Raw genomic sequence first — 14,532 nt, 5'->3', positions numbered from 1 at the left:
AGGGCGGGTGCGCTGGTAAACAGCGAACCCGCTCTTTTTGTTTGTCCCTTTAGCGACCGATGCCTTCGTAGTGAAAGCCTTCTGTTTTGAGTTGCTCAGGGGCTATACTGGTTTCGCCCGTCAAAGATAACGGGCTGAGCCATGAGGCGCTTCATGGCCTCAAAGTCCGGCTGGCGAAAGGGCTTCCACTCGGTGACCAGGAGCATGGCGTCCACATCCTTGACAGCGTCGTACTGGTGGTCCGCTAAGATGAGGCTGCCGTTTTGCAGGTGCCCGGCCAGGCAATGTTCGGCCTCTTCCATGGCCACGGGATCGTAGGCCGTCACCGTGGCTCCTGCGGCGATCAGTTGCTCGATGACCACCACAGAAGGGGCCTCCCGCATGTCGTCGGTGCCGGGTTTGAAGGCAAGGCCCCAGATGCCGAAGCGGCGTCCGCTCAGGTCCTCCCCAAAGTGTTCCACCACCTTTTCAAAGAGGCGTTTTTTCTGAAAGGCGTTTCGCGTCTCCACCGCCTTGAGGATCAGGGGCGTAAAGCCCACCTCTCCGGCGGAGCGGATCAGGGCCTGGACATCCTTGGGGAAACAGGACCCGCCGTAGCCGCACCCGGCGTAGATAAAGCTGTAGCCGATGCGGCTGTCCGAGCCGATGCCCTTGCGGACACTTTCCACATCCACGCCCAGTTTTTCGCACATGAAGGCGATCTCGTTCATAAAGGAGATCTTGGTGGCCAGAAGGGAGTTGGCCGCGTATTTGGTCATCTCTGCGTCCCGGATTCCCATGGAGACGATTTTGTCATGGATCCGGGAGAAGGGGGCATAGAGGGTCTTCATGATGGCTTCGGAACGGGGGGAGTCCGTGCCGATCACCACCCGGTCGGGGCGCATGAAGTCCCCCACGGCCGCTCCTTCCTTGAGGAACTCGGGGTTGCTCACCACGTCGAATTCTACTGAGACCCCGCGTTTGTCCAGCTCCTCCTGAACGACTTCACGGACCTTGTCCGCCGTGCCCACCGGAACCGTGGATTTGTCCACGATGACGCCGTACCGGTTGAGATGCTGCCCGATCTCCCGGGCCGCAGCCAGGACGTAGCGGAGGTCGGCGGACCCGTCGTCCCCCGGCGGGGTCCCCACGGCGATAAAAAAGAGGTCGGAGTGGGACATGGCCTCGGCCAGGTCCGTTGTGAAGTTGAGAAGCCCGAGTTTGCTGTTGCTGGTCACCAGGCCTTCGAGACCCGGCTCGTAGATGGGAAGGATCCCTTGGTTGAGGTTGTCGATTTTGGTCTTGTCAACGTCCACGCAGGTGACGTTGTTCCCCATCTCGGAAAAGCAGGCGCCGGTGACCAGGCCTACGTAGCCTGTACCGATGACAGTGATATGCATGGTGATCTCCCGGTTTGGATGGTCCTCATCCGCTTTCAGATTTCAGACAAGGTTGGTCAAACGTTGGGTTGCCATGTCGCCGCCCTGAAGTCCGGGCGTGTTGCCTCATGCTCCGGTATGGCTCAACCTGGGGGAGCTCGCATAAAAGGGTGTTGGGGTATTTCCTGTAGGCTCTGTGCACGCATCCTGCCGGATGCTTCTTTATTGTTTTATCTTCACTTCTCTTTTGAGGCTGAAATAAGGGGAGGGGGAAGAGAACCGGCATCGGTGCGTCCCATCGGCTGTGGCGTTTTGGGGTAGTGTCGTGCCGGCAAGCGCTTTTTGTTTTCAATCCGTAATGTTTCCGTACAGTGAATATGGCTCAAAATCAAGTGGAAAACATCCTGCGTCCTTTCCTGGCGCAACTTCAGGGCAAAGGGACCTCCTCCGTCATCGCCGGGCTGGCCGGGTCTGAAAAAGCCCTGGTCACGGACACCATCTCCCGGCTGGTCCCGGGCCCCCTTGTGGTGGTCCTTCCCACCACAAAGGACGTGGACCTTTTTCTGGGGGACCTCTCCCTGTTTGCCGGGGTGCCCACAGACGACGTGGCCGCCCTGTTCCCCCCTTATAATATCCTGCCCTATAAATCGGTGTCCTATCACGCGGAGACCTCCGCCAAGAGGATCCGGACCCTTTATGCCATGCTGGAAGGCCGCATGCCCAAGATCGTGGTGACCACCGTGGACACCCTGATGCAGCGGCTGATCCCCAAGGAGGAGATGAACGCCTACGCCGATCTCCTCATGGTCAACGAGGAGGTGGATCGCGGGGAACTCATCTCAAACCTGGTGGCAGGGGGCTATGTCCGCACCTCCATTGTGGAGGAGCCCGGGGATTTTTCCGTTCGGGGGGGCATCGTCGATTTCTTCTCACCTTACCATGACGACCCGGTGCGCGTGGAGTTTTTTGGTGATGTGGTGGACTCCATTCGTCTGTTTTCCGCCACCAACCAGAGGCGAAAGGGCTCTCTCATGGAGGCGGTCCTCCTTCCCGCCAGGGAGACCATCCTGCGCCGTGAAAAGCTGGAAGAGGTGGTGGGCAGGATACGAAGGGCTGCCGCAGCCGCGGGTGTTCCCCTCGACGAGGTGAAGGACCTGGTGGGCCGCGTCAAAGAGGAAGAGGGGGGCGCCACGGTGGAGAGTCTCCTCTCCCTGGTCTACCCGTCCCTGGATACGTTTATGGATTACCTGCCCTCCAATGCCCTGATGGTGATCCCGGACCCGGACGGCCTGCGCAGGAGCAGGGATACCTTTCTCCAGAGGGTGGCGGGCAACTACGAGCTGGCGCAGAAGGGGAATCGCCTCACCGTTGAGCCGGAGCAGCTGTTTCTGGGCAAGGAAGAACTGGAAACCCACCTCAAGGCGTGTCGGGTATTGGAATACGCCATGGTGGCCACCGAGTCCATGGATGCCGGTGGAAGCCTTCCCCTTGCCATTTCCGATCACAGCGCCCTCACCGCTGAACTCAAGACCCGCCACACACGGGACGAGTCTCCCTTGCAGCCCCTGGTGGATCGCCTGGAGTCCCTTCGCCGGGAAGGGCATCTCACCTGGATCCTCTGCAGTCGTGAGCCCCAGGTGGAACGGCTCCTGGAGCTGTTGAAACCCTACGGCATTGAGCCGCCCGTGGGAACGTACAACCGGGAGGCGACCCCCCGCGGAGGCGCCCTTCGCATTGCCGTGGGGCATCTGTCCACCGGCTTTTTCTGGGCCGACGCGGGCCTGGCCGTCATCACCGAGGACGAGATCTTCGGAGCCAAGCGGCGGGTGGTGCGCAGTGCCAAGCGGCGGGCCCGGGACGAGCTCCTCTCCCTGGGAGAGTTGAAGGAAGGGGACCTCGTGGTCCACGACGAACACGGTATCGGTCGCTATGTCGGGCTGACCAAGATCGTGGTGGGGCGGATTACCAGCGACTACCTGGCCATCGAATACAAGGACGATGACCGCTTCTACCTGCCCGTGGACCGCATGGGGATGATCCAGAAGTACGTGGGTGTCGAAGGGCACAAGCCCCTTTTGGACCGCATGGGGGGCAAGTCCTGGGACAAGGTCAAGGCCAAGGCCAAGAAAGAGGTGGAGAAGATGGCCGGCGAGCTTCTCAAGCTCTACGCCGAGCGCAAGGTGAAAAAAGGATTCAAGTTTTCCGCCTCCGATGCCTACTTCAACGAGTTTCAGGCCTCCTTTCCCTACGAAGAGACCCGGGATCAGCTCCGGGCCATCGACGATGTCCTGGACGACATGGAGAAAGAGAACTCCATGGACCGCCTGGTCTGCGGGGACGTGGGTTACGGCAAGACCGAAGTGGCCATGCGCGCCGCCTTTAAAGCCGTGGCCGACGGCAAGCAGGTGGCGGTGCTGGTTCCCACCACAGTCCTGGCCGAGCAGCACCTTAAGACGTTTCGGGAGCGGTTCGATCGCTACCCGGTTATCGTGGAGAGCCTCAGCCGCTTCCGCAAGGCTGCGGAGCAGCGCCGCATTGTCGAAGCCCTGGCAGAGGGCAAGGTGGACATCGTTATCGGGACCCATCGCCTCTTTTCCGGAGATGTCGACTTCAAGGACCTGGGCCTTTTGATCATTGATGAGGAGCAGCGGTTCGGGGTCCGCCATAAAGAAAAACTCAAGGGGCTCAAGAGCACCGTGGACGTGCTGGCCCTCTCTGCCACCCCCATCCCCAGGACCCTCCACATGTCCCTTGCGGGCATGCGGGACATCAGCGTCATCTCCACGCCCCCTGAAGAGCGGCAGGCCATCATCAGCTATATCGCCGAATACGACGACGCCATTGTGGGGGAGGCCATCACCCGTGAGCTTGGCCGCCAGGGGCAGGTTTTCTTTGTCCACAACAACGTGGCCTCCATCGAGCGCATGGCCGATCGCATCCGGGACCTGGTGCCTGCGGCCCGGGTTGGGGTGGCCCACGGACAGCAGACCGAGCGGGAGCTGGAGAAGGTGATGTTCGCCTTTGTGGAAAAGCAGATTGACGTGCTGGTGACCACAACCATCATCGAGTCCGGCCTGGACATCCCTTCGGCCAACACCATGATCGTGAACCGGGCCGACCGGTTCGGGCTTTCCCAGCTTTATCAGCTCAGGGGGCGCATCGGCCGCGGGGACGAGCAGGCCTTTGCCTATCTGTTCGTACCCGAGGAGGCCCGTTTGAGCCGGGATGCGGCCAAGCGCATGAAGGTGCTCATGGAGCACACCGACCTGGGGGCCGGATTCCAGATTGCCATGAGCGATCTTCAGATACGGGGCGGGGGCGCTGCCCTGGGTGCCTCCCAGTCCGGGCACATCGCCGCCGTGGGCTACGACATGTTCCTCACCCTCATGGACGAGGCCATCTCCGAACTCAAGGGGCAGCCCAAGGTCCATGCCCTGGAACCCGAGATCAACGTTAATTTCTCCACTTTCTTCCCGGAGGACTACGTCCCGGACATCGAGCAGCGGCTGGTGCTGTACAGGCGCCTTGCCAAGATGCGAGAGCTCCGGGAGATCGCCGATATCAAAGGCGAGATCGTGGACCGTTACGGCAAATTGCCGGAAGAGGCCATGAACGTCCTTTTGAAGATCATGCTGAGGATCGAGGCGGTGAGGGCGGGGGTCAAAAAACTCGAACTGTCCGGCACCCAGCTATCCCTGTCGTTTTCCGATCTTCACCAGAAGGTGCCCCACGCCATCGTGGAGGTGACGGCCAGGGGAGAGGGGCGCTACGAGCTGACGCCGGATCTTCTCTTCCGGGCGACCCTGACCAAGGGAACCAACAGCAGCCTGCTGACGCAGTGCAAGAATATTCTCAAGGAGGTGGCGGCCTATGTTAACCCGTCAGACAATTAAGCGGGGGGTGCTGGCCCTTTCTGTACTTGTTGCTTCAGGGCTTTTTACAGGGTGCACCGGCGGGGCCGGTCAGGACCCGGAAACACCTCTGCTTTCATGCCGGGGGCGGGCCGTGACTGCGGGGGATTACCAGGATGCCCTGAAGCTGGCGCTCCAGGGCTATCCCTATGAAAGCCTTTCCAAGGGGGAAGAGGTGGCGGCCATTCGCAAGGGGGTGCTGCACCAGCTTCAGGAGGAAGCTCTCTGCTGGCGGTCTGCCTGATGAAAAAGGGCATCACCCTTCGGGAGGGGGCCCTGGACGCAGCTGTGGCTGATGCCGGGGCAGGGTACCCCGAGGGGGCATTCGAAAAGGAGTTGACGGATCGCGGGATCTCCTTTGCCCTCTGGAAGCGGCGGCTGGCCAACCGGCTCCTGGCAGAGCAGGTCCTTGCGTCGGAATTCAGGAATGAACGCCTCCTTTCCTATGCTGATTTCCAGGCGGTCCAGGGCGGAACGTCCTCGACATTGAGTGAAGAGGGGTTGGTCAGGCAGGTCAGGCGTTCACGTATGGAAGCAGCCTATCGTGCTTGGCGGCGGAGCGCTCAAGGAAAATATTCAATTGAAGTTAACGGCGAATTGTGGGAAAAGATCCTTGAAGAAGGCAGACCGTAGCGTTCCTTGGTGGGAAAAAACGTCCCGCGGAAATGGGGGGCATTTTGGCTGCAAGTGTTGAATCGCTCTTTATTTCAGGCGATTCGGCGAAGCAGTGTTTAATCGGAGTCGGACGAATTTATGATTAAGTCAACGACCGGACAATGTAAAAAATGGGTGTGGTGTGTGCTCGTGGCTGTTTCAGCCTGTCTTGTGGCAGGGACGGCGGCGGCGAAAAAAGCCGAGGTGATCGATCGCATCGTGGCCGTGGTCAACGATGATGTGGTGACCCTTACGGACCTGAACGAAGAGCTGGCCCCCTATGAAGCAAAGATCCGCCAGATGAATTACCCTCTTGAAAAAGAGATGCAGATGCGGTTCAAACTGCGTGAGGATCTGATCAATCAGCTTGTGGAGAAAAAACTCACCGATCAGCTTGTGGCGAAAAAAGATATCCATATCGGCGAAAAGGAAGTGGACCGGGCCATTGAACGGGTCAAGAGCCTCAACCAGTTCACCGATGAGGCGTTACGGGCCCAGCTCAAAGCCCAGGGCCTGGATTACGAGACCTACCGCAGCGAGATCAGGAACCAGCTGCTGAGGAACCGTCTGGTGAGCTACGAGGTGAAATCAAAAATCGTCATCACCGACGAAGATGTTCAGGAATACTACGACGCCAATAAAAAGGAGCTTGGGAACAAGCCCCTGGAAGAGGCGCTTCACGCATCCATTACCGATCAGTTGTACCAGGACGCCGTGGGCAAGAAATTCGCCCAGTGGCTCAGTGATTTGAAAAAAGAAGCACATATCAAGGTGATTCAGTAATACCGCAGGCCGGCGGCAGTGAAGGAAGGGGGCGCATGGCTGAAAACAAAGATGAGGTTCGGGAACGGCCCCAATTTAACGAATACCTTCGGGATACCCGGTTGCAAAACGGCATCACCATTGAAACGGTGTGCCGCGAAACCAAGCTCTCCCGTCATGTGGTGGAGAGCATTGAGGCGGGAGACCGCAGCGCCCTCCGAGATGCTCAAGAGCTTCCTGCGTTCCATGGCAGAGGCGTGCGGCGCCGACGGGGAAACAGCGGTTTCTCTCTACTTGGAAGCGTACCCTCCGGCTCCGGAGGGTGTCCGCTTCTGCAGCTCCGGGGACCGGAAACGGAACCTGGGGATTCTTTTTGCCCTGCTTTGTCTGGTGACCTTTGTGGTCCTGGGGGTCTCTTTTTTTTTTGACGCCCCCTGACACCGGCGTATCAGAGCAGGCGGAGCCTCCCTCAGAGGCTCGCACCATACCCGAGAAAAAAGTGAAAGAGAAAAGGCGCTCCGAAAAGACCCGTGAGGGGCTCCTTCTGGAGATCCTGTCGGCCGGAAAGGCCCATGTCAAGGTGAGTGCCGACGGCAGTCAGCCCAAGCCCTATGCCATGAGACAGGGGGAGCGCATCTCCATCCGTGCGGTGGAGAGTTTCAATATTCTTCTGGAAGACAAGTGCGCCGTCGCCTTGTTTTACAACGGGCGGCCCGTGGAGATTCCCGGGCCCTGCGGGCGGCCGGTGAACCTCTGGATTCCGTAACAGATCCTTGGAAGGGCCGGGCCACCGCCGCAAAAGCCGGCAGGCACAGGCCGGCTTTTTTGTTTTTACTCCGCCACCTTGAGATGGCGGGAAACCTTTTGACCCCGACACGATCAGGACAACAGCGCCTCTGATCTTGTCGGGCCTTGGAAGCAGGACACGGCAGCCCCGAAGGGCGTTCCCCGATTTGTTTCGTGGGGCCCTTGGGGAGTACCGTGCCCTGTCTGCCGTCAGGGCCGTTGGGGCCCTGTCATGCGGGGAGGATTATCATGAGCGAAGACAGGAACAAAATTCTTGAAGAGACCATCAAGCGGCTTTTGAGGCGTGGGGCCCTCACCAACCTTCAAAAGATCGTCAACAAGACACACGCGGCGGACCTCTCCGTTGTCTTCAGGAACCTTTCGGTCAACAGTCAGCGCAAGCTCTTCGACATGATAGAGGACTACGAACAGAGGGCGGTGCTCCTGAGTGAACTCAGCGAGTACACCTTCACGGACTTTATCGAGACCATCGAGGTGGAAGAGCTTCTGGACGTCTTCGACCACATGCCCGCCGACGACGTGGCCGACCTCATCGCAGACCTGCCCAAAGAGAAGGCCGACGCCGTTCTCGAAAAGATGAAGACCGAGGAGTCCGAAGAGGTTGAGGACCTCCTCAGCTATGACGACGACACCGCGGGCGGGATCATGGTCCCGGACTTTGTGGCCCTTGCCGAAGAGATCACCGCACGGGAGGCCATCGAGTCCCTTCAGAAGGACTTCCCCGATGTAGAGATGCCCTTTTACCTTTACGTCGTGGACGACCATGAACGGCTTGTGGGGGTGGTTTCCCTGCGTCAGCTCGTGGTGGTCAAGCCCGGTACGCCCCTGAAGGACTTCATGACCACGGACATCTTCTCCGTTACCACCGACATGGACCAGGAAGAGGTGGCCAAGATCGTTGCGCGCTACGATATCCTGGCGGTGCCCGTTGTGGACGACAACAATCGCCTCATGGGGATCGTCACCGTGGACGACGTCATCGACATTTTCCGCCAGGAGGCCACCGAGGACATGCTGAAGATGGCCGGTGTGGGCGAGGAGTTCGTGGAGACCCAGTCCATTGTGAGCAGTACCCGCATCCGCCTGCCCTGGCTCTTTGCCAGCTGCATCGGGGGAATTCTTGCCTTTTTCATCATCGGGCACTTTGAAGACACCCTGAAGCAGGTGACCTACCTCGCCGCCTTTCTCCCGGTGATCATGGGGATGGGCGGGAACATCGGCACCCAGTCCTCCACCATTGTGGTGCGGGGCCTTGCCACGGGGCGTCTCGTGGCCGACGACCTGAGGAACGTGGTGTGCAAGGAACTCAGCATCGGCATGATCCTGGGTATCATCTACGGAGGGCTCATCGCCCTTGCCGCCCAGGTGCGGTTCGGCTCGGAGATCAACACCATGATGCTCGCCGTTTCCGTGGGGCTGGCCGTTCTTTCGTCCATGTCCATCGCCGCCCTGGTGGGCTCCCTGGTTCCCATGGTGTTCGGGCGCATCAACATCGACCCGGCCGTTGCCACGGGCCCCTTTGTCACCACCAGCATCGACATTATCAGTGTCTATTGCTATTTTAAGATTGCCACCCAGCTCCTGGGGCTTTAGGCCGGTATGGCTCTCGTCCCCCAGGTGATCATCCGGAAGGCCCGGGCTATTTTGCTCCGCAAGGTGGAGTACGGGGACCACGATGTGGTCCTCACCTTCCTCACCCCGGACAAGGGCAAGGTGAGTGCCTTTGCCAAGAACGCCAAGAAGAGCGTGAAGCGGTTTTCCGGAGTCCTGGAGCTTGCCACCCTCCTGGAGATCGTGGTGCGCCAGGGAAAGGGCCTGCCCTACCTGGAAGAGGCCTCCATTCTGGATCCTTACGAATCCATCCGTACCGACTATCTGCGCTCCGCCTATGCCGGTTACTGGTCCGAGGTGACCATTCAGTGGCTGGAAGAGGATGTGCCTCAGAAGCGCCTCTTTACCCTTTTCGAGTCCGCCCTGGGCGCCCTCAACGACTCCCGGAGATCTCCGGGGAGTGTCAGTGTCCTGTTTCAGATGCTTTTCCTTGATATCGCCGGCTTTGCGCCGTCCCTCGGCCCGTGCGCCGGGTGCGGCGCCTCCATGGAGAATACCGTCCGGGGACCGGGTGCTCTTCGACCTGGATCGCGGGGGCCTGGTCTGCCCGCAGTGCCGGGGCGAGGCCCGCCATCGCATGGCCATCTCCGTGGGGACCCTGAAGCAGCTTCGCTGGGTGCTGGACGAAGGGCTGGAGGGTGCCTTTCGCGTGCGGTTCAGTCCCAACACAGAGCGAGAGGCCCTGGCCCTCATGGAACGGTTCCTGCCACGACACCTGGGGCGAGAACCCAAGAGCCTCTCTTATCTATCCAAAATCCGATCCATGTAAAGGATATCCCGCCATGCCCCATGACACAGGCCGTCCCATCTCTTCAACCGTCGTGACCTCCGCACCCTGCCGGGTGGATATGGGGGGGACCCTTGACCTGGCTACCTTTCATCTTCCGTTGCGGCACCTGGATCCCGTCACCTTCAACCTGGCCCTGGACCTGCGGACGCGGGTTCGCATCGCGCCGTACACCCCCGGGCGGGTGCGCGTCTCCTCCCGGGGCTTTGAACCCGCCGAATTTCCTGCCAGGGAGCTTCCCTTTGATCACCCCATGGGCCTGATGTTCGGCATCGCCGCCTATTTTGATGCTTCAGGGGTGGCCATTGACATCGATTCAGCCTCGCCGCCCCGCAGCGCCCTGGGGGGCTCTTCTGTCGCTGCGGTGGCCCTGTGCGCTGCCTTTCTCATCGCCTTGGAAGGCATGGAGGACGGCCATGCCCTGAAAGAGCGCGCCGCCCGCATTGCGCAATCCGTGGAGAGCGCCGTGGCGGGTGTTGTCTGCGGCATCCAGGACCAGATGGCCGCCGCCTTCGGCGGGGTTTCCCTCTGGCACTGGGACGGGGAGGGGCGGTACCGGCGGACGCAGCTGTGCGACGCCGGGGGCGCGGAGCCGTCGGCTCACATGGCGGTGGCCTATTGCGGCATTCCCCATGATTCCCTGGACGTCAACGGGCGATGGGTCAAAGGGTTTCTGGCCGGGCGCCACAGGGCGGAGTGGGTTCGCATCATCGAGCTGACCCACGCCTTTGCCGAGGCCATGGCCGCGGGCCAGTGGCGACGGGCCGGAGAGCTCATGAACCGCGAGACACGCATCCGTCTGTCCATGACGCCGGATGTGCTGGACGAAACGGGAACGCGCCTGGTGGAAAGCGCTGTGGCCCTGGGTTGCGGCGCCCGCTTCACCGGTGCCGGTGGCGGCGGGTGCCTCTGGGCCGTGGGGGGGGTCGGGGACATGGCAGCCGTGAGGGATGCCTGGGGGGCCATCTGCGCGGAGATTCCCGGTGCAAAGCTCCTGCCGCCTGCCGTGGCATGGCACGGGGTGGCCACCGAGGGGGACGAGGCCTGGGAGGCGCCTGTTTCCTGACAATCCGGGCCGCAGAGGACAGGGGTGTCCGTCTCCTTTGTCAAGCTTTTCAAACCCTTGGCTCCTGTCCGGGTGCAATGAGTTATTTTTTCGTGTTTCCGGGCCCTTGCGAAGGCCCCGGCACGGGGCGGATGCCCTGCGCCTTTTGATTGACTATCGCTATCTTATCATGTAGTTTTCTTTGGTTAAAATAAGATGACCGTGCAGCAAAGGGATGTAATCCGGACGTTTTCCACGCATGTTGTGTTGCGGTGGCGAGGTACCCCATTATATAGCGTGTCGCATCGCGATACCCTGCGCCCTTGCAGGCCATCACAGGATATAAACCTTTACGACCGTGAAAGGGGCGGGGTGTGGGTCCACACCCGTTTTTTAAGGAAGCGTCTTTCCAGGCACCGAGTTATTTGAGGAATCAAAAGATGAATTTTCAGGATGTGATTTTAGCGTTGCAGAAATACTGGGCGGGCACCGGCTGTGTGCTGAGCCAGCCCTTAGACCTTGAAGTGGGGGCCGGGACCTTTCATCCTGCGACCCTTTTGAGGTGCCTCGGGCCCGAGCCCTGGAAGGTTGCCTACGCCCAGGCTTCCCGTCGTCCCACGGATGGTCGCTACGGCGACAACCCCATGCGCCTGCAGCACTACTACCAGTTCCAGGTGCTGATGAAGCCCTCACCCGACAACGTCCAGGAACTTTACCTGAACAGCCTCAAGGTGCTGGGGATCGACCCCATGGACCACGATATCCGTTTTGTGGAGGATGACTGGGAGTCGCCCACCCTGGGGGCGTCCGGCCTTGGCTGGGAGGTGTGGCTCGACGGCATGGAGGTGACCCAGTTTACCTATTTCCAGATGGCGGGCAGCATAGAGGTCAAGCCCGTGTCCGTGGAGCTCACCTACGGCCTGGAGCGCATCTGCATGTACCTGCAGGGCGTGGACAGCGTCTACGACCTTAAGTGGAACGACACCCTCACCTACGGGGATATCTTCCATCAGCAGGAGGTGGAGCAGTCCACCTACAACTTTGAGGTGGCCGACGTGGACATGCTCCTCGACCTCTTCAAGAAGTATGAAAAAGAAGCCGAACGCATCATCGAGCAGGGCATCGTCCTGCCCGCCTACGAGTGCTGCATCAAGTGTTCGCACCTTTTCAACCTCCTCGACGCCCGCGGGGCCATCAGCGTTACAGAGCGAACCGGTTACATCGGCAGGATCCGAAACCTGGCTCGTATCTGCGCCCACGGGTACATCGAGCAGCGGGAGCGTCTCGGTTTCCCCATGCTGAAGAAACAGCAGGGCTGATGAGTTCCCCGTGCGGGCTTCGGCCCGTCCTTACGACAGATTTTGCTGCACCATCATCGCAGCCGACATACAGGTGAGATATGAAGACCTTACTTTTTGAAATTGGAACGGAAGAGATTCCTGCCGGGTATATTCGGCCCGCCCTTGACTTTTTAGCCGCGGCCGTGGCCGACAGGCTGAAAGAGAACCGCATCGACGCCGGGGAGGTGACCACCTACGGCACCCCCCGTCGCCTCACCGTCATGGTTAAAGGCGTGGCCGAGGGCCAGAAAGCCGAGACCACCGAAGTGACCGGGCCCCCTGAGTCCGTGGGCTATGACGCCGACGGCACCCCCAAGATGCCCGCCGTGAAGTTTGCGGAGAAGGTGGGCATCGACGTGTCCGAGATCCAGATCAAGGAGACCAAAAAAGGGCGGTACCTCTGTGCCAGCGTGGCCGAAGAGGTCAAGCCTTCGGTGGAGGTCCTCTCGGAGATCCTTCCCGAGCTGATCCACAAGGTTCCCTTTCCCAAGACCATGCGCTGGGCCGACCTCTCCGTCACCTTTGCGCGCCCCGTCCAGAACATCGTAGCGCTCCTGGGTGAGACGGTGATTCCCTTCTCCTTCGGCAACGTCACCAGCGGAAACGCCTCCTTTGGTCACCGCTTCATGAACCCCGGGCCCGTGGCCATCGATAACCCCGATGCCTACCTGGAGATCCTGGAGAAGGTCAACGTCATCGCAGATTTCGACGCCCGTCGCGTCATGGTGAAGGAGCGGGTAACCGAAGCCGCCAAAGAGGCGGGTGGTGTGCTGCTCCCCGATGAGGAGCTCTTCGACACCGTCACCAACCTCATCGAGTATCCGGTGGTGGTTATCGGGACCTTTGACGAGGACTTCCTTGCCGTGCCTGACGAGGTGCTCATCACCTCCATGCGCGAACACCAGAAGTACTTTGCCGTGGTGGATGAGGCGGGCAAGCTCAAGAACGCCTTCCTTGTGGTGAACAACACCCGCGTCAAGGATCTCTCCCTGGTGCGCCGCGGCCACGAAAAGGTTCTGCGCGCCCGTCTTGCCGATGCGAAATTCTTCTTTGACCAAGACCTCAAAGAGACCCCCGATGCCTGGGTGGAGCGCCTCAAGGGCGTGCTGTTCCAGGCCAAGCTCGGCACCGTTCACGAGAAGGTGGGACGCATCCGTCACCTGGCCGGCGTCCTGGCCCGGGTTGCCGAAGCCTCTGCCGATACCGCGGCCCTCACCACCCGTGCGGCTGAGCTTTGCAAGGCCGACCTCGTCAGCCACATGGTTGTGGAGTTCACCAAGCTCCAGGGTGTCATGGGTCGTGTCTACGCCGAGAGAGCAGGGGAGGACGCGGCCGTGGCCGCCGCCATCCAGGAGCACTACAAGCCCCTCTACTCCGGCGGGGAGCTTCCCCAGACCGAAGAAGGTGCTCTGCTGGCCCTGGCCGACAAGCTCGACACCCTCTGCGGCTGCTTTGCAGCGGGCCTCATCCCCACCGGGGGCGCCGACCCCTATGCCCTGCGCCGTCAGGCCATTGGCATTGCCCAGATCATGGTGAAGATGGGGTACGCCTTTCCCCTGCGCCCCGTGCTGGAAGAGGGCGTTGCCGCCTATGCCGATCGCATCGAGGTCAACACGGACGAGACCGTTGCTGCCATCATCGATTTTTTCCGCGGACGCATCGATCACCTTCTCTTTGAAGAGGGGTACGCCAAAGACGTTGTGGCGTCTGTCACCTCCGTGGGCATCAACGTGGTCCCGGACATCTGGATGCGTGTGAAGGCCCTCTCCGAGCTTAAGGAGAAGGCAGACTTCGAAGCCGTGGCCGCAGCCTTCAAGCGTGTGGTCAACATCATCAAAAAGGCGGACCTTCCCGCGAGACCCCCGCTTTTTGAACACGAGAGCGAAAAAGAGCTCGTTAACGCCTTTGCCGCCACCCGCACCGAGGTGGAAGACGCCCTCAAGGTCGGTGGCTACGACAAGGCTCTCACCGCCGTGGCCGGGCTTCGACCTTCAGTGGACCGGTTCTTTGAAGACGTCATGGTCATGGCCGAAGACCCCGATGTCCGGGCCAACCGCCTGGCCATCCTGGCCGGTATTGCAGGGCTCTTCGGGGATATTGCTGATTTTTCCAAACTCTCTGCTTGATCTCTACAGGCCCCGCGGTACCTTTTTGAAAGGGGCGGACGTACGCCCGTATCGGCCACGGGGCCTTTATCTAAACCACCACCCATCCGGTTTTTGTGCTTAGGCAAAAAGCGGTATACAGAAAAAAATGG

12 protein-coding genes and 2 pseudogenes are annotated in these 14,532 nt (G+C 60.4%); 13 read left to right on the top strand and 1 reads right to left on the bottom strand.

Annotated features, from left to right (window positions below):
* Window positions 1–95: 95 nt before the first annotated feature.
* On the bottom strand, window positions 96–1,379 hold the full coding sequence (locus tag ACOYW1_RS12415; RefSeq protein ID WP_482423037.1) for a UDP-glucose dehydrogenase family protein: 1,284 nt from the start codon (window positions 1,377–1,379) through the stop codon (window positions 96–98).
* Window positions 1,380–1,735: 356 nt separating this feature from the next.
* On the opposite strand from ACOYW1_RS12415, the gene mfd reads away from it, so the two are divergent.
* From mfd to glyS, 13 genes and pseudogenes are all read left to right on the top strand, one after another.
* Window positions 1,736–5,251, top strand: coding sequence for a transcription-repair coupling factor (gene mfd, locus ACOYW1_RS12410; RefSeq protein WP_482423036.1), 3,516 nt, complete (start codon window positions 1,736–1,738; stop codon window positions 5,249–5,251).
* Window positions 5,229–5,513 (top strand): hypothetical protein, encoded by a 285-nt coding sequence (locus tag ACOYW1_RS12405; RefSeq protein ID WP_482423035.1) that lies wholly within the window; start codon window positions 5,229–5,231, stop codon window positions 5,511–5,513. The genes mfd and ACOYW1_RS12405 overlap by 23 nt, the downstream gene beginning before the upstream one ends.
* Entirely contained in the window at window positions 5,513–5,902 is a 390-nt protein-coding gene (locus ACOYW1_RS12400) for a hypothetical protein (RefSeq protein WP_482423034.1), read from the top strand. Before ACOYW1_RS12405 ends, ACOYW1_RS12400 begins: the two co-directional genes overlap by 1 nt.
* A gap of 120 nt (window positions 5,903–6,022) precedes the next feature.
* Complete coding sequence (locus ACOYW1_RS12395; RefSeq protein WP_482416216.1) at window positions 6,023–6,706, top strand: SurA N-terminal domain-containing protein; 684 nt, start codon at window positions 6,023–6,025, stop codon at window positions 6,704–6,706.
* Between the two features lie 35 nt (window positions 6,707–6,741).
* Window positions 6,742–6,852: pseudogene (locus ACOYW1_RS12390) on the top strand (hypothetical protein); the annotation flags it as partial.
* Window positions 6,853–6,877: 25 nt separating this feature from the next.
* Window positions 6,878–7,123: a hypothetical protein gene (locus ACOYW1_RS12385; RefSeq protein WP_482423900.1), complete on the top strand. Its 246-nt coding sequence runs from the start codon at window positions 6,878–6,880 to the stop codon at window positions 7,121–7,123.
* Window positions 7,124–7,184: 61 nt separating this feature from the next.
* A complete protein-coding gene (locus tag ACOYW1_RS12380) occupies window positions 7,185–7,451 on the top strand; it encodes a RodZ domain-containing protein (protein ID WP_180144811.1) in 267 nt (88 codons plus the stop codon).
* Window positions 7,452–7,720: 269 nt separating this feature from the next.
* On the top strand, window positions 7,721–9,085 hold the full coding sequence (mgtE, locus tag ACOYW1_RS12375) for a magnesium transporter (protein ID WP_482416218.1): 1,365 nt from the start codon (window positions 7,721–7,723) through the stop codon (window positions 9,083–9,085).
* Window positions 9,086–9,091: 6 nt separating this feature from the next.
* Window positions 9,092–9,580 (top strand): annotated as a pseudogene (gene recO / locus ACOYW1_RS12370) (DNA repair protein RecO); the annotation flags it as partial.
* Between the two features lie 100 nt (window positions 9,581–9,680).
* Complete coding sequence (locus tag ACOYW1_RS12365) at window positions 9,681–9,872, top strand: DNA repair protein RecO C-terminal domain-containing protein (protein ID WP_482423710.1); 192 nt, start codon at window positions 9,681–9,683, stop codon at window positions 9,870–9,872.
* A 13-nt stretch (window positions 9,873–9,885) separates the two neighbouring features.
* Complete coding sequence (locus tag ACOYW1_RS12360; protein WP_482423033.1) at window positions 9,886–10,956, top strand: GHMP family kinase ATP-binding protein; 1,071 nt, start codon at window positions 9,886–9,888, stop codon at window positions 10,954–10,956.
* A 419-nt stretch (window positions 10,957–11,375) separates the two neighbouring features.
* A complete protein-coding gene (glyQ, locus tag ACOYW1_RS12355; RefSeq protein ID WP_180144824.1) occupies window positions 11,376–12,254 on the top strand; it encodes a glycine--tRNA ligase subunit alpha in 879 nt (292 codons plus the stop codon).
* Between the two features lie 80 nt (window positions 12,255–12,334).
* The gene (gene glyS, locus ACOYW1_RS12350) at window positions 12,335–14,401 is read left to right on the top strand and encodes a glycine--tRNA ligase subunit beta (RefSeq protein WP_482423032.1); all 2,067 of its coding nucleotides are present in this window, start codon (window positions 12,335–12,337) and stop codon (window positions 14,399–14,401) included.
* Window positions 14,402–14,532 lie beyond the last annotated feature (131 nt).

The organism is Desulfoluna sp. CYM3A (genome assembly GCF_056829965.1).
This window is presented reverse-complemented; position numbering and strand designations above follow the sequence as displayed.